Annotated in this window: 18 protein-coding genes; 6 read left to right on the plus strand and 12 right to left on the minus strand. The window is 54.5% G+C overall.

Annotated elements, in window-relative coordinates; genetic code table 11:
- Positions 1-140: 140 nt before the first annotated feature.
- The 5 genes from glpD to phnD form a co-directional block, all read right to left on the minus strand.
- Positions 141-1,661, minus strand: coding sequence for a glycerol-3-phosphate dehydrogenase (glpD, locus tag JF44_RS0111515; RefSeq protein ID WP_033069152.1), 1,521 nt, complete (start codon positions 1,659-1,661; stop codon positions 141-143).
- Position 1,662: 1 nt separating this feature from the next.
- Positions 1,663-2,487 (minus strand): phosphonate ABC transporter, permease protein PhnE, encoded by an 825-nt coding sequence (phnE, locus tag JF44_RS0111520; RefSeq protein ID WP_033069153.1) that lies wholly within the window; start codon positions 2,485-2,487, stop codon positions 1,663-1,665.
- Positions 2,481-3,287, minus strand: a complete 807-nt coding sequence (gene phnE, locus JF44_RS0111525; protein ID WP_033069154.1) for a phosphonate ABC transporter, permease protein PhnE — start codon at positions 3,285-3,287, stop codon at positions 2,481-2,483. Before phnE (JF44_RS0111525) ends, phnE (JF44_RS0111520) begins: the two co-directional genes overlap by 7 nt.
- A complete protein-coding gene (gene phnC, locus JF44_RS0111530; protein ID WP_033069155.1) occupies positions 3,284-4,081 on the minus strand; it encodes a phosphonate ABC transporter ATP-binding protein in 798 nt (265 codons plus the stop codon). The genes phnE (JF44_RS0111525) and phnC overlap by 4 nt, the downstream gene beginning before the upstream one ends.
- 81 nt (positions 4,082-4,162) lie before the next feature.
- The gene (gene phnD / locus JF44_RS0111535) at positions 4,163-5,089 is read right to left on the minus strand and encodes a phosphate/phosphite/phosphonate ABC transporter substrate-binding protein (RefSeq protein WP_238318433.1); all 927 of its coding nucleotides are present in this window, start codon (positions 5,087-5,089) and stop codon (positions 4,163-4,165) included.
- A gap of 269 nt (positions 5,090-5,358) precedes the next feature.
- Here phnD and JF44_RS0111540 point away from each other — a divergent pair, with 269 nt between their 5' ends.
- Together JF44_RS0111540 and fumC are read left to right on the plus strand one after the other, a co-directional pair.
- The gene (locus JF44_RS0111540; protein ID WP_238318434.1) at positions 5,359-6,162 is read left to right on the plus strand and encodes a DeoR/GlpR family DNA-binding transcription regulator; all 804 of its coding nucleotides are present in this window, start codon (positions 5,359-5,361) and stop codon (positions 6,160-6,162) included.
- Positions 6,163-6,313: 151 nt separating this feature from the next.
- Positions 6,314-7,711 (plus strand): class II fumarate hydratase, encoded by a 1,398-nt coding sequence (gene fumC / locus JF44_RS0111545; RefSeq protein WP_033069157.1) that lies wholly within the window; start codon positions 6,314-6,316, stop codon positions 7,709-7,711.
- Positions 7,712-7,774: 63 nt separating this feature from the next.
- Here the strand turns inward: fumC and JF44_RS0111550 are convergent, their stop codons facing one another.
- Positions 7,775-8,260, minus strand: coding sequence for a DUF2867 domain-containing protein (locus JF44_RS0111550; RefSeq protein WP_033069158.1), 486 nt, complete (start codon positions 8,258-8,260; stop codon positions 7,775-7,777).
- 146 nt (positions 8,261-8,406) lie between these two features.
- Here JF44_RS0111550 and JF44_RS0111555 point away from each other — a divergent pair, with 146 nt between their 5' ends.
- The 4 genes from JF44_RS0111555 (at position 8,407) to JF44_RS0111570 (ending at position 10,790) form a co-directional block, all read left to right on the plus strand.
- Complete coding sequence (locus JF44_RS0111555) at positions 8,407-8,829, plus strand: DUF2946 family protein (RefSeq protein ID WP_156111673.1); 423 nt, start codon at positions 8,407-8,409, stop codon at positions 8,827-8,829.
- Between the two features lie 75 nt (positions 8,830-8,904).
- Positions 8,905-9,408, plus strand: coding sequence for a copper chaperone PCu(A)C (locus JF44_RS0111560; protein WP_033069160.1), 504 nt, complete (start codon positions 8,905-8,907; stop codon positions 9,406-9,408).
- A gap of 147 nt (positions 9,409-9,555) precedes the next feature.
- Positions 9,556-10,059 (plus strand): cupin domain-containing protein, encoded by a 504-nt coding sequence (locus JF44_RS0111565; protein WP_033069161.1) that lies wholly within the window; start codon positions 9,556-9,558, stop codon positions 10,057-10,059.
- Between the two features lie 83 nt (positions 10,060-10,142).
- Positions 10,143-10,790: a LysE family translocator gene (locus tag JF44_RS0111570; protein WP_033069162.1), complete on the plus strand. Its 648-nt coding sequence runs from the start codon at positions 10,143-10,145 to the stop codon at positions 10,788-10,790.
- 277 nt (positions 10,791-11,067) lie between these two features.
- On the opposite strand, the gene JF44_RS0111575 is transcribed toward JF44_RS0111570, so the two are convergent.
- The 6 genes from JF44_RS0111575 to JF44_RS0111600 all read right to left on the minus strand — a co-directional run bounded on the left by JF44_RS0111575 (position 11,068) and on the right by JF44_RS0111600 (position 18,178).
- Positions 11,068-12,063, minus strand: a complete 996-nt coding sequence (locus tag JF44_RS0111575; RefSeq protein WP_033069163.1) for a peptide ABC transporter ATP-binding protein — start codon at positions 12,061-12,063, stop codon at positions 11,068-11,070.
- The gene (gene dppD, locus JF44_RS0111580) at positions 12,063-13,064 is read right to left on the minus strand and encodes a dipeptide ABC transporter ATP-binding protein (RefSeq protein WP_033069164.1); all 1,002 of its coding nucleotides are present in this window, start codon (positions 13,062-13,064) and stop codon (positions 12,063-12,065) included. Before dppD ends, JF44_RS0111575 begins: the two co-directional genes overlap by 1 nt.
- Before the next feature lie 3 nt (positions 13,065-13,067).
- Complete coding sequence (locus JF44_RS0111585) at positions 13,068-14,000, minus strand: ABC transporter permease subunit (RefSeq protein WP_033069165.1); 933 nt, start codon at positions 13,998-14,000, stop codon at positions 13,068-13,070.
- Positions 14,001-14,015: 15 nt separating this feature from the next.
- A complete protein-coding gene (locus tag JF44_RS0111590) occupies positions 14,016-15,026 on the minus strand; it encodes an ABC transporter permease subunit (protein ID WP_033069201.1) in 1,011 nt (336 codons plus the stop codon).
- 120 nt (positions 15,027-15,146) lie between these two features.
- Complete coding sequence (locus tag JF44_RS0111595) at positions 15,147-16,754, minus strand: ABC transporter substrate-binding protein (RefSeq protein ID WP_033069166.1); 1,608 nt, start codon at positions 16,752-16,754, stop codon at positions 15,147-15,149.
- A gap of 404 nt (positions 16,755-17,158) precedes the next feature.
- Positions 17,159-18,178 (minus strand): threonine aldolase family protein, encoded by a 1,020-nt coding sequence (locus JF44_RS0111600; RefSeq protein ID WP_033069167.1) that lies wholly within the window; start codon positions 18,176-18,178, stop codon positions 17,159-17,161.
- Positions 18,179-18,205: the final 27 nt, after the last annotated feature.

Raw genomic sequence — 18,205 nt, forward strand, 5'->3', positions numbered from 1 at the left:
ACCATCTCAAGTTCTTCCTGGTGGGAGGTCTTTTTCTTAAGCATGCCCCATTGAATCAAAAGTCCCCGCCATTGGCGAGGACTTTGTCAGCAATCTGGGGCAGTGATTTCACTGCCCTTTTTTATATTTGATGGGGCTGGTTACTGCGCAGCCTGATCAAGCCGGGTTTGGGCGACAAACCATTTTTGAATGGCGTCGACCTGATCAGGCTGCATTCCAAGGCCAAGTTTGGTTCTGCGCCACAGAACATCTTCTGCGCAACAGGCCCATTCATTGGCCATAAGGTAATGAAGCTCTGCCTCATACAGATGTGGGGCGACTTCCTGCCCCAATTGGGGGGTTGCGGTGGCATTGCCCAGAATGTCGCACAGTGCGGTGCCATAGCAGCGTGCAAGGCGTTGAAGCAACGTATCAGGCACCCAGTCATAACGCGCCTGCATCTTGCCAAGGAACGCATCAAAGTCACCGTCATCCATATCCCCGCCGGGAAGGACGGCCTTGCCTGTCCAGTCGGGTGCATCATTGCCCAGAACCGGGGCCAGTTTCTGCATGGCGTGTTCGGCAAGCCTGCGATAAGTGGTGATCTTTCCGCCATAGATCGACAGGATCGCCGGGGCGTTTTGCCCATCCCCGGTATCAAGGTCAAACACGTAATCGCGGGTAACCGCAGATGCATTGTCGTTCTTGTCGTCATAAAGCGGACGAACACCGGAGTAATCCCAGACGACATCTTTACGACCCAGCGGCTTGGCCAGATAGCCATTGACCAGCTCAAGCAGATAGTCGACTTCCAGATCGCTGATTTTGACCTGTGCCGGGTCGCCGGTATAGGCAACATCGGTGGTGCCTATCAGGGTGTAGTCGCCCTGATAGGGGATGGCAAAGGCAATGCGGCCATCACCATTCTGAAAAATGTAGCAATGGTCATGGGGATGAATGCGCGGGACCACGATGTGGCTGCCCTTGACCAGTCTTAGACCGGCAGCCTTTTTGCCAAGGCCAGCGTTTTCGACCATGCCGGTGACCCACGGACCTGCGGCATTGACCACCGCGCGGGCGCGCACGGTGAGTGTTGCACCGCTTGCATCAATAAGTTCACCGTCCCAGTGGTCATCTTGACGCACAAGCGTTTTGCATGTCGTGCGGGTATATATTTCCGCACCGCGTGCCCGCGCATCCTGTGCGTTCAGGACGACAAGACGCGCATCATCGACCCAGCAATCGGAATAGGAAAAGCCGCCCGTGAAATCGGGTTTTAACGGGCTTCCTTCCGGTGTGCCCATGAATGAAACGGCACGTGATCCCGGCAGGCGTTTGCGCTTTGCCAGATGGTCATAAAGGAACAAGCCTGCGCGCAGCATCCATTTTGGACGCAACCCGCGATGATGGGGCAGAACGAATGTCAGCGGCCAAATGATATGCGGGGCGGCCGACAAAAGAACTTCGCGTTCCTGAAGGGCTTCACGCACCAACCGGAACTCGTAATGTTCCAGATATCGAAGGCCGCCATGGATGAGTTTGGTCGAGGAGGAAGAGGTGGCCGAGGCAAGGTCGCGCTGTTCGACCAATAGAACAGAAAGCCCGCGACCGGCGGCATCACGGGCAATACCTGCCCCATTGATGCCGCCGCCTACGACCAGAAGGTCGTATGTTTTCGCCACGTCAGATCACCTTTTTACGCAGGTAAGCAGAAATGGCTTCACCAATAATGACCAGGCCGATGATTGCCAGAAGAATGGTCGCAACCGTCTGCCAGGCAAAGGTATCAATCGCCCCCTGAAGGATGATGCCGATACCACCGGCACCGACCAACCCGAGAACCGTACTTTCGCGCAGGTTGATGTCCCAGCGCAAAATGGCAACGGCAAAGAAGGTCGGCATGACCTGCGGAATGACGCCATAGACCAGAATCTTGAAGCGCGATGCGCCAACAGATTCCAGGGCCTCGATCGGGGCGCGATCGATTTCCTCGATCGCTTCGCCAAGCAATTTGCCAAGGAAGCCAAGCGAACGGAAAACAATCGCCAGAATACCGGCCAGAACACCCGGTCCGAACACGGCCACAAACAGCAGCGCCCAGATGATGGTATTGACCGAGCGCGACGACACCAGAATGAACCGGCCAAGCCACAGGGTATAGCGGTTTGGTGTGGTGTTCTGGGCCGCAATCAGGGCAATCGGCAGGGACATGAATACGGCAAAGAAGGTCGCAATTGTCGCGATATTGACGGTTTCAAGCAGTGTCCACGCGATTTCTTTCCAGCCTTCAAGGGACGGGGGGAACATGCGGGCAAACAGATCGCCCATTTGTTCCGGGGCATCCCAAAGCCACGGCCAGATGATGTTGATGGTCGAAAGTGACCAGACAACGGCCAGTGCAACAAGGGCCATAACGCCGTATCGACGCCAGCGTTCCCTGGGCGTGTATCGGGACCATTCGCGATGTGCGATTGCGTCCGGTCCGGAAGGTTGAGTGGTGGCTACCATAGGTTCCTCCTGATCCGGCCGCTGATGGCCTCGCTGACAAGGATCACACCGATGATGCAAAGGGTAATCGCCAGCGCAAAGTCATAGTCATACCGCCCAAATGCATTCAGAAGCGTCGATCCGATACCGCCCGCGCCAACGATGCCAACAATGGCAGATGCACGCAGGTTGCTATCAAGTTGATAGATCGAAAGGCCGATCTGACGGGGCATGATTTGCGGGATCACGGCATACAGCAGGGTCACAAATGTTGCGCCACCGGCAGCACGGATGGCTTCGACCTGACCCCAATCAATTTCCTCGATCCGTTCTGCCAGCATTTTGGCAACGAAACCGATGGAATAGATCGTAAGCGTCAGAATGCCTGCCAGCGGGCCAAAGCCGACTGCTTTGACAAACAGGATCGCAACGATGACCGGATGGAAGGAACGGGCAACAATAATCACGGCACGGCCAATGGCATAAAGCCATTTAGGCGCAATGTTTGATGCGGATGCAAAGGCAATCGGAACGCTAAGCGCAAGACCAAGAAGGGTCGAGACGATTGCGATCTTGATGCTTTCCATAAAGCCATCAAACAGCAATTCACCGCGGATGAAGCTTGGCGGAAAGGCACCTTTGAAAATGCGGATGGCGCGCGGCACACCGTCCTGAATACGTTCCCAATCGAATGGCAGGGTTGTTATGGCCCACCATACATAGGCCGCAACGGCAATCAGAAGTCCCCAGCGCAACACAGGGTTGGCGATGAAGGGGGGCTTCTTCCAGGTGCGGCCCGTTGTTTGAACGGTACTGCTCATCTTGCGGCGACCTCGCGCAGGTGGGGGCTGCTTTCGGCGCCACCGCGTTCTTCGGCCGGAACACCGGCATAGATTTCATCCATGGCATCGTTGTCCAGATCGACAGGTTCGCCGTCGAAAATGATGCGGCCAAAACGCATGCCAACGATACGCTGGGTGTATTCCTTGGCTTCGTTGACGTTATGTATGTTGATCAGAACCGGCAGATGCAGCTCGGATGCGAGCGCGCGCAGCAGTTCCATGATCTGACGTGATGTTTTTGGATCAAGCGATGCGGTTGGTTCATCTGCCAGCAGGATTTCCGGTTCCTGCATCAGGGCGCGCACTACGCCAACACGCTGGCGTTCACCGCCGGAAAGTTCATCAGCACGTTTGTCTGCGTAATGGGCAATTCCGACGCGCTCCATCAAATGAAAGGCGCGGTCGATGTCTTCTTGCGGGTATTTTCGGGTTACCGCGCGCCACGCCGGAAGATATCCCAGACGACCGGACTGGACGTTTTCCATCACGGTCAGGCGGTCAATCAGGTTAAAGCCCTGAAACACCATGCCAATGCGGCGGCGCGCCAAACGCAGCGCCTTGCCTTCGAGGTTGGTAAGTTCGGTGCCGTTCAGTTCGATGGAACCCGATGACGGTTCAACCAGACGGTTGATACAGCGCAGCAGGGTACTTTTGCCCGCGCCCGATGCGCCAATAATTGAAACAACACTTTCGCCAGGTACTTCAAGGTTCAGGTTCTTCAACACTGCCTTTTCGTCGCCATAGCGTTTTACAAGTTCTTTGATACGCAGCATTGCGTTACCCCGGGTAAAATGGGTGGCACAGGGCCTGCGTGTGCAGGCCCTGTCTTTTTAAGGTCGGTTGAAAAAGGCGGATTACTTCAGGTTGTCCGGGGTGTATTGGACACCGTTTGCAGCCTGAATTTCACGAATGACCGCCCAGTCATCCTTGTAGGTGATCGGCAGGAACTTCGAGACGCCTTTGAATTCTTCGCCAAGGGCAGTACCTGCCATGTCGAAGGTAAAGAAGGCTTCCTTGATCTTTTCGACCAGTTCCGGCTTCAGATTGTGGGCATAGTTGAACGAAGTGGTCGGGAAAGGCTTGCTTTCATAGATGATTTTGACTTCGTTCGGATCATACAGATCACGCTGTGCCATCCGCTCGACAACTTCGGATGCAACAGGTGCGGCATCATAGTCACCGGCGACAACGCCAAGGATCGACTGGTCATGCGAACCGGAATAAACAACTTCGTAGTCCTGTTCGGGAACAATGCCCTGACCCGGAAGCAGGGCGCGCGGTGCAAGGTTGCCCGAGTTCGAGGTCGGCGAGGTATGCGCAACGCGCTTGCCCTTCAGATCGGCAACGGTGTCGATACCGCTGTCGGTACGAGTGTAAAGCTGCAGCGTGTAGCCGAAACGACCATCATCAGCACCCATCAATGCGAACGGAACCGCACCGGCCAGATTGACGGCAAACGGGGTCGGACCGGTTGAAAAACCGGCAACATGCAGGCGACCGGAACGCATTGCTTCGACTTCTGCGGAGTTCGACTGAACCGCAAAGAAGTGAACGTCCTTACCGGTGACTTCTTCAAGGTGCTCAAGGAACGGGTTCCAAATGTCGGCATATACAGCCGGGTCTTCGACCGGGGTGTATGCAAAGACAAGGGTGTCCGGGTCTACAAGCTCGTCGGCGGCCGGTGCGTCGGCAACCAGATCACCGTCCATATCGCAATAGATCGGATCCAGATCGCCACGTGCAATGCAGTCCTCGGCGGCTGCTGCCGGGCTTGAAGCCATACCAACCATACCGATGGCGGCAAGGAGGGTGGATACTTTTAAATTGTCGGTTTTTTTCGAAATTGAAAACACTGCTTTCGAACCTTTCTTCCCTGTGAACTCTGGCTTTTCGCCAGTTTTGAATGTGGTTTTGTTGTTTTATTGTTGCTTTTATCAACATTATGAATTCGGAAAAGTTGGAAAATCAACACAAAACTGTAACAAAAGGTTTCAGCAGGAGCTGTTAAATTAGTCAAACCACTACGAAATCAGCCATAGTTGTGAGAGGTGTGGCTTTGCGTTTGGGAAAAAAAGAACGCCAAAAACGCATTTTGCAGGAACTGCAGGTCCACCCGCATGTACGCGTTGCTACATTGGCGGAACGATTCGATGTCGCAACCGAAACCATCCGCCGTGATCTTGATGCGCTAAGTGGTGACGGATTGATCACGCGTGAGTTTGGCGGGGCGTCTGCCCGACCGATGGGGCATCAGCCTGATTTCGCGGAACGCCAGTCAACCGCAGTAGCAGGGGTTGAACGCATCGGCATGATGGCGGCCGATATGGTCCGTTCCGGTGACGTGGCGATGATTGATGCCGGATCAACTGTTGCGCAAATCGCCCCGTTTCTGACAGCGCGCGCCGCAACACTGCCGCGAACCTTCCTGACCAATTGCTATGCGGTGGTGCAGGGCATGGCAGAGCTTGCCGATCATGACGATGTTTTGCTGTGCCCTGGCCAGTACAACCGCCGTGAGAATGCAGTGTATGGCAGTGACGCTGTTGAATATTTACGCCGGTTTCACGCCAATATCGCCTTCATCGGGGCATCGGGCGTCTCTCGTCACGGGTTTAGCGACGTCAATCGCGATGCGGTGGCGATCAAACGGGCGATGATGGAACGGTCTGATGAAACATGGTTGATGGTCGATCACACCAAGTTTGATCAACGCTACCTGGAAAATGTCGCCCCGCTAGAAGACCTTGCCGGGATTATTACCGACCGGATGCCAAGCCCGGAAATTGTCATGCAGCTTGATCGTGCCGGTATCCGTCTTCTGGCCTGGCAAGAAGACAAGATCGCCACGGTTTGATACCAGCATATTACATGCGCAAGTAATATTCGTTCGCATTTAAGTTTGCGTTCCCGCCCATTGCAAACCATATTCCTGTGCGCAGGCTAGGGTTCAGACCCTGGCGTACCGGGTTCCCGCCCCGGTCAGTTTGTTTCTGACACGGAGGAATATGATCGTGACCAATTCAGTGACCACCCGTACCGAACAGGACACCATGGGTGAAATTGATGTGCCCGCAGACCGGTATTGGGGGGCGCAAACCCAGCGATCCCGGCAAAACTTCCGCATCGGTGGCGAACGTATGCCCGATGCGTTGATCAAGGCATTCGGGGTGCAAAAACTGGCAGCTGCGCGTGCCAATGCGGCACTTGGCAATCTTGACCCCGAACTTTCCAAGGCGATCGAGATGGCTGCCCAGGAAGTTGCAGACGGGAAACTTCTGGATCATTTCCCGCTGGTTGTCTGGCAGACCGGATCGGGCACGCAGACCAACATGAACACCAATGAAGTGATCGCCAACCGGGCGTGTGAAATCCTTGGCAAGCCGATGGGAAAGCGCGAACCGGTGCATCCCAATGATCACGTCAACCGCGGTCAGTCATCCAATGACAGTTTTCCGGCTGCCATGCACATCGCAGCTGTGGTCGAGATTGAGGAAAAGCTTAAACCTGCCCTTGCCCATCTGCGCAAAACGCTTGAGGCCAAGGTCGATGCCTTTGGCGATATTGTTAAAATCGGGCGCACCCATATGCAGGATGCCGTGCCCCTGACACTGGGACAGGAATTTTCAGGTTATGCCGCGCAAATTTCGCTTGGACTGGACCGGATCGAAGACGCGTTGAAACGTTTGCGCAAACTGGCACAGGGCGGCACGGCCCTTGGCACGGGATTGAACGCGCCCGACGGGTTTGATGTTGAATTTGCAAAACATGTTTCGGCCATTACCGGTCTTGGTTTTGAAACAGCAGAAAACAAATTCGAAGCACTTGCCGCCCATGATGCGTGCGTGGAAATGTCGGGTGTGATGAATGTTCTGGCGACGTCGCTGATGAAGATCGGCAATGACATTCGTCTGTTGGGCTCCGGGCCGCGCTGTGGTCTGGGTGAACTTGTCTTGCCCGCCAACGAGCCGGGATCATCGATCATGCCGGGCAAGGTCAATCCGACCCAGGCCGAGGCACTGACCATGATGTGCGCGCAGGTGATGGGCAATCATGTTGCGGTGACGGTTGGCGGATCAAACGGGCATCTGGATCTTAATGTGTTCAAGCCGGTGATCATTTATAACCTGCTGCAATCGGTGCGTTTGATTGCCGATGCATCTGTCAGCTTTGCCGATAATTGCATTGCCGGGCTGGAAGCCGATCAGGAAAAGATCGATCACTATGTCGAACAAAGCCTGATGCTGGTGACCGCCTTGGCCCCGCATATTGGTTATGACAATGCCGCCGCCGTTGCCAAGAAGGCGCACAAGGATCGCAGCAGTTTGAAAGAAGCCTGCATCGCGCTTGGTTTCCTTGATGGTGCGAAGTTTGACGAATTGGTTCAGGCCCGCGACATGATTTGATCGCGACTTTCCATCGCAGTGTTTTAATGGGCCGGACAGAACGACTGTCCGGCCTGTTTGGTTTCAGCTGCCATAGGCGGCATTGAGCATCGCGGGTACAATGCGGTTGTGAAACGGCATGACGGCCGCCAGATAGGCGTGGCCAAGTCCATTGTTGCGCCGAATAAGCGTAATGCTGCGCACCAATGTGGCATTTGGTCCAAGCGGCTCTGTCTCGATTACGATCCGAAAGTTCAAATGATGGTCATCAAGACCAAGCACGGCGCAAGTGTCCGTTTCCCTGATCAGGGGAAATACCCCGATGGTTTCCAACTGCGCATTTCCGGCCGTATCAAGGTCGGTCTTCAGTCCCAAGGGTTTGACGATGATGTTCCGAAGTGCCAACAGACGGTGATACCACGCAGGGGCAGAGTCAATCACATGGCGGGCGGCCTTGGGGGCGGTCAGGTCGGGCTGATCAACCGCAATGACAAAGGCATCTGCCCAATCTGCATCGGGCATGGCCGGATGGGGAAGCGTAACGGGGCGGGCCGTGGCACGGTTGTGCATCCTAAAACTTCCAGATCGTGAAACTGACAGTATTTGTAGTGGGGTTTTCTGGCGTGACAATGATCAATATCATTGTCGTTGTGGTTCAAATCAGGCATATCCAACCCATGCGTTCAACCAACCGCCATACTTGCCGATCAAACGGCATGTCTGCACGCCGTGTTTTCCAGACATGGCTACTGGCGTTTGTGGTTCTGTTGGCCGGTGTTACCCAATCCGGGTTGATCCCGGCTTTGCTGAGCAATTCAGCACAGGCCGCCCCCTTTGGACCGGGCAGTAATGTCCTTCAGATTTGCACGCCCAACGGTATCAAGACTGTTGCAACAAGCAGGGCAATACCCGCCGGTGACGTCGATCCGTATGGCACCGGCCATGGCGGTCAGATGGCGGGCCATGGCTTTTGTTCGCTTTGTGCGACCCATCACGGGGCGGTGGTTTCACTCGATCTGCCTTATGTGGCCCCGGTTTCAATTGCCCATGTGGTTGCCTATGCCACGGCCAATGGGATTGCATCGGGTCATGAAATACCGCGCATTCGCCATTCGCGAGCGCCGCCGGCATTCGTCTGATTTCAAACGAAAAAAAACAACTACCTATTGAAATCGGGCGCAGATGATTGCGGCCCAAATGACGGATGAAATTTCATGAAAAAACTGTTTGCTGTACTTGCGACTGTTGCGTCGCTGTTTGTTGCCGGGAATACCTTTGCCGCGGATATCGAAATTAAGGATGCCTGGGCAAAGGCCTCCATCGGGCAGGTCCGCAATGGTGCTGCGTTCCTGACGGTTGTGAACCACGGCATGGCAGACCGCATCACTGGCGTGCGCAGTGACCTTGCCGATAAAACCGAACTTCACACCCACATCATGGAAAATAACGTGATGAAAATGCGTCAGGTTGACGGTGGTGTTGATGTGCCGATGTATGGCGAAGTTCTGTTTAAACCGGGCAGCTATCACGTCATGCTGATCGGGCTGAAGAAGCCGCTGGCAGAAGGCGAAATGGTCAATGTGACCCTTGAGTTTGAAAAGGCAGGCGACGTTCCGGTCATGGTCAACGTCCTTGATCCGATGGCCAAGGGCATGACCAAGATGGATCATGGGACCATGGATCACGGCAATATGGATCATGGCGACATGAAACATTAAGAAGAACACGGTCATGACCATGACGCCCATTAAGGTTGATCAGGCCATGTGGTCACTTTGATTGGCATTTACGGGGGAAGGTTTGCGCCTTTCCCCGTTTTTCGTCATGATGGGAAAACAAGCGCCATTGGTTACAGGGAGCCCGTCATGTCAGAAAACATCACCATCGACGACCTGATTGCCAAACTTGGGTTGGAGCCCCATCCCGAGGGCGGCTATTACGCCGAAACATTTCGGTCGTTTGAAACCTGTAATCCCGGCAACCGGTATCTTGGGGTGCGCAGCACGGGGACGGCGATCTATTATCTTTTGACCCCCGATACGTTTTCCGGGATGCATATCCTTACCAGCGACGAGATTTTCCATCATTATCTGGGCGATGCGGTCGAACAGCTTCAGTTGTTTGAAGATGGCACCCACAAGCTGGTTGAAATCGGATCGGACCTTCTGGCGGGGCAAAAGCCGCAAATGGTGGTTGCCAAAAACGTGTGGCAAGGTGCGCGCCTGAAACCGGGTGGCAAGTTTGCTCTTTTGGGCTGTACCGTGGCACCGGGGTTTGATTTTGCCGATTTCTCGATGGGCAAGCGCGCAGCACTAAGCGCAAAATGGCCTGCTGCGTCCGAGATGATTGCGGCGTTGACGCGCGACTGATTTTCGGGCGATATCATCCTGTCACCAACTTGGGGTTGGTTGCGCCATTCGCTTTGCCATCCCCAGAATACAGGATTTGCCCCATGCAGTTCGATACCTGGCTTCTGTTTGCCGGGGCGGCAATCGCATTGGCGATGGCGCCCGGCCCCAACAATCTTCTCGCGATCTTTAATGGTGCGCGTTATGGCGTGTCGTCTGCGGCGGTGGGCGGTACTGGTCGTGTTGTGGCGTTTGTGCTGATGATTTCAGTTACGGCAGCAGGGCTTGGCGTCGTGCTTGCCGCGAGTGAAACCGCGTTCTTCTTGATCAAATGGGGCGGGGCGGCTTATCTGGTCTGGCTTGGTATCAAAAGCTGGTTTGCCAGGGTCAATGACGATGCGGATACCGCAGGTCAAATGGCCCTCATGGAACATCCGGGGGCATTCAAGCTCGCCAAGACGGAGTTTCTGACCGCAGTTGGCAATCCCAAAGCCATCCTGATTTTTACCGCGTTCTTTCCGCAGTTCCTTGATCCGGCCGCGGCCTATGGCCAACAATTCATGATCATGGGCGTGACGTTTATTGCGATGGAAGTTGGCGTTTTGCTTGGGTACGGATTGTTGGGTGGACAGGTCAAGGGCCTGATCAGGTCAGCGCGCCATATGCGTGTTCTTAATCGGGTGTCGGGCACGCTTCTGGTGGGGGCCGGTGTGTTGCTGGCCCTGACCGACCGATCGCGGACAACCGCATAACCCCAGGCTCAGGACCTATTAATCCGGTAAATCCGAAGGATAGAGATTATATGTGCAAACTCTGGCGTCAAACTCCTTGATCGGGATACCAGCCGGCCCTGCCGGATTTTCCTTGGATTTCACAAATATAACGTCTGCCATTCAAATCAAATTAATAGGTCCTGCGCCTAGAAAACCTTCCAGAAATGCGCAGGGGCGCAGCTTTGTTCAAAGCGCGCCCCCTTGCTCCCTTGTCTACCTGGATAACCTTTTGGGCAATCCGGGCGATCGCCTGTTCTCAGGCGATTTCTTCGACCCTGTGACATGCCACTTCGCGGCCTTCGAAATTGCGCAGTTCCGGTCGAACCTTTGCGCATTCTTCGGTCGCAAACGGGCAGCGTTTGTGGAACGCACATCCCGATGGCGGATTGATCGGTGAAGGCAGCTCGCCGGTCAGCGGTTCTGACTTCACACGTTGTGTCGGGTCGATCTTTGGTGCCGATGCCAGAAGCGCCCGTGTATAGGGGTGCAGCGGCTTGGCAAAGATCTCTTCGGTTGGTCCCTTTTCAGCGACGCGACCGAGATACATCACCATGACGTCATCTGCAATATGTCTGACGACAGAAAGATCGTGCGAGATGAAAACATAGGCGACATTCATCTCTTTCTGCAGATCCATCATCAGGTTCAGAACCTGTGCCTGCACAGACACATCAAGGGCCGAAACCGGTTCATCGGCAACGATGACCTTGGGTTCCAAAATCAGCGCGCGAGCAATTGCAATACGCTGACGCTGCCCCCCGGAAAACATATGCGGATAGCGCTGATAGAATTCCGGACGCAAGCCAACCTTTGCCATGGTGGCGCGCACGCGTTCTTCGCGTTCCTTGCGGCCAAGGTTTTCCATGTTGAGCAAAACCGGTTCTGCCAGAATCTGCCCAACCTTCTTGCGCGGGTTCAGCGACCCGTAAGGGTTCTGGAAAATCATCTGAACAGTGCGACGGAACTGCTTGGCTTCCTTGTCAGAAAGATTGCCAACCTTGTTGCCGTTGATTTTAAGTTCACCCGAACTTGGTTGTTCAATCAGGGTCAACTGACGACCAAGGGTCGATTTGCCACAGCCGGACTCCCCCACAACCGCCAAAGTCTTTTGCGCTTCGAGGGTGAAGGAAACACCATCAAGCGCCTTGACCGTGGCACCGGGTTTGCCAAAGCCACGATTAACATCGTAGTGGCGAACAAGGTCATCGGATTCCAGAAGCGGAACACCGGGTTTGGTATCCAGAAAACTCATTATACTGTCTCCCCGGTAGGAAGGCCGGTCGGCTGGCCCTGATCGTTCAGCGGATAGAAGCAACGTACATCGCGCCCGTTGAAATCCGAGACTTCCGGACGTGCATTCACGCAGCTTTCATTCGCGTAGCGGCAACGCGGTGCCAGAAGACAGCCTGCCGGGCGGTCATACTGGCCCGGAACGACGCCGGGGATGGTCCGCAGGCGATCATGGCCTTCGGAACGTTCCGGCAGGGCTTCAAGTAATGCCTGGGTATAGGGATGGCGCGGGGCGGCAAAGATGCTGTCGGCCGGGCCACTTTCAAACAACTGACCAGCATACATGACCTGAATACGATTGGCGGCCTCGGACACCAGTGCCAGGTCATGGGTGATCAGCAACAATCCCATGTCGCTGTCTTCCTGCAATTTCAAAAGCAGGTCGATGATCTGGGCCTGAATGGTCACATCAAGGGCCGTGGTCGGTTCATCGGCAATCAAAAGGCGCGGGTTGCAGGCAATCGCCATGGCAATGACGATGCGCTGGCTCATGCCGCCTGAAAGCTGATGCGGGTAGGCGGTCATGCGCGACTTGGGATCGGGGATGCCTACCTGATCGAGAAGATCAAGCGTACGTTCACGGCGTTGCTTTTTGTTGCCGCCTTCATGGACCTTAAGGGCCTCCATGATTTGGGCTTCGACCGTAAAGCACGGGTTGAGTGCCGACATCGGGTCCTGAAAGATCATGGCGATGTCTTTGCCCGTGATCTGACGACGGCGTTTTGATGGCATCCGCAGCAAATCCTGACCATCAAAGGTCAGGGCGTCTGCGGTGACGCGACCGGGAAAGTCGATCAGCCCCATAACAGCGAGTGAGGAGACGGATTTCCCCGACCCGGACTCGCCAACGATGCCAAGAACTTCGCCGCGATCGACGGAGTAGCTGACAGAATCAACAGCGCGGAACGGCTTGTCTTCGGAGCCGAACTCGACTGTCAGGTTTTTTACTTCGAGAAGAGCCATGACTTACCGTTTCATCTTGGGATCAAGGGCATCGCGCAGGCCATCACCCATCAGGTTAAAGGCAAGCACGGTGACAAGGATGCAAAGGCCGGGGAAGGTGATCACCCACCAAGCCGAACCCACGAATTCACGGGCTTCGGCAAGCATGGTGCCCCATTCCGGCAGCGGCGGTTGCGCACCAAGGCCAAGGAAGCCAAGGGCCGCAGCGTCAAGGATCGCACTTGAAATACCCAGGGTGCCCTGAACAATCAGCGGTGCCATGCAGTTGGGCAGGATGTTGACAAACATCTGGCGAATGTGTCCGGCACCGGCAACTTGCGATGCGATGACATATTCCTTGTTCAGTTCCGAGACCACCGATGCACGGGTCAGGCGCACATAGTGCGGCAACTGAACAATCGCGATGGCCAGCATGGCGTTTTCAAGTCCCGGGCCGAGGATCGCGACGATTGCCATTGCCATGATCAGGCTGGGCAGGGCCAGCATGATGTCCATCATGCGCATGATGCTGACTTCGATCCAGCCGCGGAAATAGCCAGCCAACATGCCCAGGAAAATCCCCGAAGCCATCGAAATTGCAACGACAGCAAGACCAATTGAAACCGAAAGCTGAGCGCCGTGGATCAAACGTGACAGAATATCGCGGCCAACGGCATCCGTTCCCAACAAGTATTCCCAACTGCCGCCTTCCATCCACGCCGGTGGTTTTAGAAACGCGGAGCGGTCCTGAATAATCGGATCGTAAGGGGCAATCCATTGTGCCGTAATGGCCAAAAACATGATGATCGCAATGATGATCAGGCCTGCGTATGCGCCCCGGTTCTTCTTGAAATAATCCCAAGTCTCGCGCAACGGACTAGGTGGTGCTGCCACCGGCTCTATTGCTTCTGCGGCATTTGAAGCCGGGACTGCGGACGGGGTGAAGTTCTCACTCATCTTTTCGTCCTTCCCTTAACGCTTATGCCGGATACGAGGGTTGATCACCCCGTACATCAAGTCGACAAACAGGTTCACTGCCATCACAACGAATGCGATCATCAGAATGCCACCTTGAATGGTTGGATAATCACGGCGATTAAGTGCCTCAACGATCCATTTCCCAATGCCGGGCCATGCGAAAATGGTCTCCGTTAGAATTGCACCAGCAAACAATACGCCGACTTGAAGGCCAATAACGGTAATCACCGGTATCAGGGCATTGCGCAGGGCATGGACCATAATGACGCGCATTGGTGCCAACCCTTTGGCGCGCGCGACACGAATATATTCTTCACCAAGCACTTCAAGCATGGAGGAGCGCGTCATGCGCGCAATCACGGCCATGGGAATGGTGCCCAATACAATCGTAGGCAGGATCAAGTGGCTTAGGGCGCTGGAAAAAGCACCTTCTTGTCCGCTTAAAAGGCTGTCGATCAGCATGAAGCCCGTGACAGGCTCAAAGAAATACATGACCGACAATCGTCCGGAAACCGGTGTCCAACCCAAAGTGGTTGAAAAGAACATGATAAGGAGCAAAGCCCACCAGAAAATCGGCATCGAATAGCCGGTCAGCGATAAGCTCATTGTCAGGTGGTCAAGCCATTTGCCGCGTTTCATTGCCGCAATCACGCCAAGCGGTAAACCGATGCTGATGGCAAATAGAATACCCATCAAACTCAGTTCCACCGTTGCGGGGAACAAGACTGCAAATTCCTCAATGACAGGACGTTTGGTTACATAGGATTTACCCAAATCTCCCTGCAGTACGCCGCCCAGATAATTGAGATACTGAACAACAAGCGGTTTGTCGAAGCCGTATTGCTTTTGCAGTTCAGCATAGCGTTCCGGTTCAACACTGCGTTCTCCCGCCAGCATTTCGATTGGGTCGCTTGGGATCAGGTGAACCATCAGGAACACAAGAATGGTGACGCCGAAGAACGTCGGGATAACGTCACCCAAACGGCGTAAAAGGAAACTTAGCATGCCACCAGGCCTTTTTTGCATCCGCGCGTGCTGCGGGCACGGGCAGATGTCTCTCTCTTTTTTGGGGAATTGCAAAGAGGCCCGGAAAACCGGGCCTCTTTGACAAGGTTTTAAGTGACCTTACTGCGCAAGGTCGACGCCGTAGAAGATGTGACCACCAAACGGATCAATCTTGTAATCGACGACTTCGTTACGGACCGGCTCAAACACGATCGAGTGTGCGATGGTTGCCCAAGGTGCTTCACGTTTGAAGACGACCTGAGCTTCTTCGTACAGACGGGTACGTTCAAGAACGTCCGAAGTGGTTTTTGCCTGCTGGACAAGGTTGTCGAATTCCTCGTTGCACCACTGTGCACGGTTGGAACCGCCCACGGCATCACAGCCAAGCAGAACCGCCAGGAAGTTGTCGGGATCGCCGTTATCACCGGTCCAACCGAGCATGAAGGTACCCTGTTCACCTTTTTTGGTGCGCTCAAGGTATTCACCCCACTCGTAGGAGACGATCTCGGCATTGACGCCAATAGCAGCCCAGTCAGCCTGAACGAGTTCCGCCATACGACGTGCGTTCGGGTTGTAAGGACGCTGAACCGGCATGGCCCAGATGTCGGTGGTGAAGCCATCCGGATAACCGGCTTCTGCCAGCATGGCTTTGGCTGCTTCCGGATCATAAGGATCATCAACGGTATCGTTGTTGTATGACCAGATGGTCGGCGGGATCGGGTTTTTCGCGGCCGAACCGGCACCCTGGTAAACACCTTCGATGATGGCGTCTTTGTTGATCGCCATGTTCAGTGCTTTACGAACCTTCGGATCGGTGAAGGGTTCTTTCTGGGTGTTGTACCCAAGGTAACCAACGTTCAGACCTTCCTGGCTCAGCAGGTTGATGTCGGCATCAGCTTCCATCTCGGTCAGGTCAGCCGGGTTCGGATACGGCATAACGTGGCATTCGCCAGCTTTCAGCTTCTGATAACGAACAGTGCTGTCAGGCGTAATGGCAAAGATCAGGTTGTCGATTGCGGCTTTGCCTTCCCAGTATTCCGGGAATGCCTTGTAACGAATGACCGCATCTTTCTGATACTGAACGCGCTGGAACGGACCGGTGCCGACCGGGTTAAGGTCAACGGTTTCCGGGGTACCTGCTTCCATCATTTTGTCAGCATATTCAGCCGACAGAACAGACGCAAAGTCCATGGCCATGTTGGCAATGAACGGAGCTTCCGGACGGTTCAGAACAAATTTGACGGTATAGTCGTCAACTTTGACGATGTCTTTGACGAGGTCCGGCATGGACATCGCATTGAAGTACTCATACGAGCCACCGGAAACGCCGTGATACGGATGTTCCTTGTCGAACTGACGCATGAAGGTATAGATCACGTCATCAGCATTGAAATCACGGGTCGGGGTGAAATCATCGGTGGTGTGGAATTTAACGCCTTCACGCAGGTTGAAGGTGTATTCGGTGCCATCGGCTGAAACGTCCCAACTGGTCGCAAGACCCGGAACGATGGTGGTGGTGCCGCGCTTGAACTGTACCAGACGGTTATAGATCTGACGCGAAGACGCATCAAACGTGGTGCCTGAAGTATAGAGCGACGGGTTGAACCCTTCCGGGCTACCTTCCGAGCAATACACCATAGTTTTTGCCGAAGCGGCAGTCGGAGCAGCGAGTGCTGTGGCTGCAAGCAGACCTGCACCAAGCGCCACTTTGACGAAATTCGCTTTCATTAAATGCCTCCCTCAAGGCTGGCCCGAACAAAATGCTGCTGTCTGCGTGACTATGATCCGGTCACGTTTGATAGCGCGTTTTGCAACGGACGAGGTTTACCCGATCCAACAGGAATAAATGTTGGCAATCGACGGGGCAAAGTAATCAGGGTTTCTACGTATCGTCAACGCTTCCTGCGTGATTTTACGTAGCCTGACGGAGGGCGGAAATGATGAATTTAAGTCAAGTGTTTGTTATTTTTATGAAAATTACCCCTCATTTTTATCAGGGCAGATGTGCATTTTTTTCAAGGCTCAGGCGGCGGAGTGGATATATCACCTGTTTCAGATGTGTTGCCAACGATTCGTATCTTATTGAATTTCAATGATTCGTTCGTTTCCACTCCGCCAAAGAGCCTATTTTACTAACCAAGGGTGGTGTTTAGGGCGTTGATTTGCGCGATATCCGTGTTCCACGCACAGACAAAGCGATAGACATCCGAGCCAAGTGATGGCCAGCCGTGAAACATTAGCCCGGCATCGCGCAATCTGGTGGCCAGTTCCGGGGACATTTTGACAAAAAGCTCGTTGCCTTCAGCCGCATGGGCAAGGCTGGCGCCTTGCTTGCCAAGAACATCTTCAAGCGCCTTGGTGGCAGCATTTGCGTGCGCGGCATTTTTCAGCCAGACATCATCTTTGACATAGGCCAGAAGTTGTGTCGCCAGGTAACGGTGTTTGGAATGCAGGTGACCACTGCGTTTGCGCGCCTGTTCGATGCGGGCCTTAAGGCTGGTGTCAAACAGGACAATCGCATCGACGGCCATTGCGCCGTTTTTAGTTGCGCCAAAACTGATGGCATCCACGCCCGCTTTCCAGGTGACATCCGCCGGATGACAATTCAGATGCGCGACGGCGTTGGCAAACCGCGCCCCGTCCATAAACAGACGCAGGTCATGATCGCGGCAAACAGCCCCGATCGCGTTGACCTCGTCAATTGAATAAACAGTTCCAAGTTCGGTTGCCTGTGTTATGGCGACACATTCCGGGGAAACCGAATGCACACCGCGATCAACCAGACCGCTGACAAAGCGATCAAGGGTTGCCGCCTCAAGCTTGGCGGCCGGGCCATCCATCGGCAACAGTTTGGCGCCACCGGTAAAGAACGCAACGCCCGTGCTTTCGTCTTCGTTGATATGGGCTTCGTGATGGCAGACCACCCCGCCATAGGGGGACACAAGCGCAGACAGGCTGATGCAATTCGCCGCAGTTCCGGTCGCAACCGGGATGACGGCGACCTCCTTGTCAAATAGCTCTGAAAACGTTGCATCAAGTTGCGCGCTTAGCGCGTCACTGCCATAGGCCGGCGCATTGTTGGTGGCATCATGGGCGAGCGCTTCAAAAACTTCGGGGCAAAAGGGCGATACATTGTCCGAGGCAAAATTCATCTTCGATCTCATTGGTCTGGTGGCAAA

This window comes from Thalassospira australica (assembly GCF_000763295.1).
Lineage (GTDB): Bacteria > Pseudomonadota > Alphaproteobacteria > Rhodospirillales > Thalassospiraceae > Thalassospira > Thalassospira australica.

Coding starts and splice junctions, on each gene's coding strand:
- phnE (WP_033069153.1), bottom strand. CDS start 2,487: ATGGTAGCCACCACTCAACCTTCCGGACCGGACGCAATCGCACATCGC.
- phnE (WP_033069154.1), bottom strand. CDS start 3,287: ATGAGCAGTACCGTTCAAACAACGGGCCGCACCTGGAAGAAGCCCCCC.
- phnC (WP_033069155.1), bottom strand. CDS start 4,081: ATGCTGCGTATCAAAGAACTTGTAAAACGCTATGGCGACGAAAAGGCA.
- phnD (WP_238318433.1), bottom strand. CDS start 5,089: ATGGCTTCAAGCCCGGCAGCAGCCGCCGAGGACTGCATTGCACGTGGC.
- fumC (WP_033069157.1), top strand. CDS start 6,314: ATGATCGTGACCAATTCAGTGACCACCCGTACCGAACAGGACACCATG.
- JF44_RS0111550 (WP_033069158.1), bottom strand. CDS start 8,260: ATGCACAACCGTGCCACGGCCCGCCCCGTTACGCTTCCCCATCCGGCC.
- JF44_RS0111555 (WP_156111673.1), top strand. CDS start 8,407: ATGTCTGCACGCCGTGTTTTCCAGACATGGCTACTGGCGTTTGTGGTT.
- JF44_RS0111560 (WP_033069160.1), top strand. CDS start 8,905: ATGAAAAAACTGTTTGCTGTACTTGCGACTGTTGCGTCGCTGTTTGTT.
- JF44_RS0111565 (WP_033069161.1), top strand. CDS start 9,556: ATGTCAGAAAACATCACCATCGACGACCTGATTGCCAAACTTGGGTTG.
- JF44_RS0111570 (WP_033069162.1), top strand. CDS start 10,143: ATGCAGTTCGATACCTGGCTTCTGTTTGCCGGGGCGGCAATCGCATTG.
- JF44_RS0111575 (WP_033069163.1), bottom strand. CDS start 12,063: ATGAGTTTTCTGGATACCAAACCCGGTGTTCCGCTTCTGGAATCCGAT.
- dppD (WP_033069164.1), bottom strand. CDS start 13,064: ATGGCTCTTCTCGAAGTAAAAAACCTGACAGTCGAGTTCGGCTCCGAA.
- JF44_RS0111585 (WP_033069165.1), bottom strand. CDS start 14,000: ATGAGTGAGAACTTCACCCCGTCCGCAGTCCCGGCTTCAAATGCCGCA.
- JF44_RS0111590 (WP_033069201.1), bottom strand. CDS start 15,026: ATGCTAAGTTTCCTTTTACGCCGTTTGGGTGACGTTATCCCGACGTTC.
- JF44_RS0111595 (WP_033069166.1), bottom strand. CDS start 16,754: ATGAAAGCGAATTTCGTCAAAGTGGCGCTTGGTGCAGGTCTGCTTGCA.
- JF44_RS0111600 (WP_033069167.1), bottom strand. CDS start 18,178: ATGAATTTTGCCTCGGACAATGTATCGCCCTTTTGCCCCGAAGTTTTT.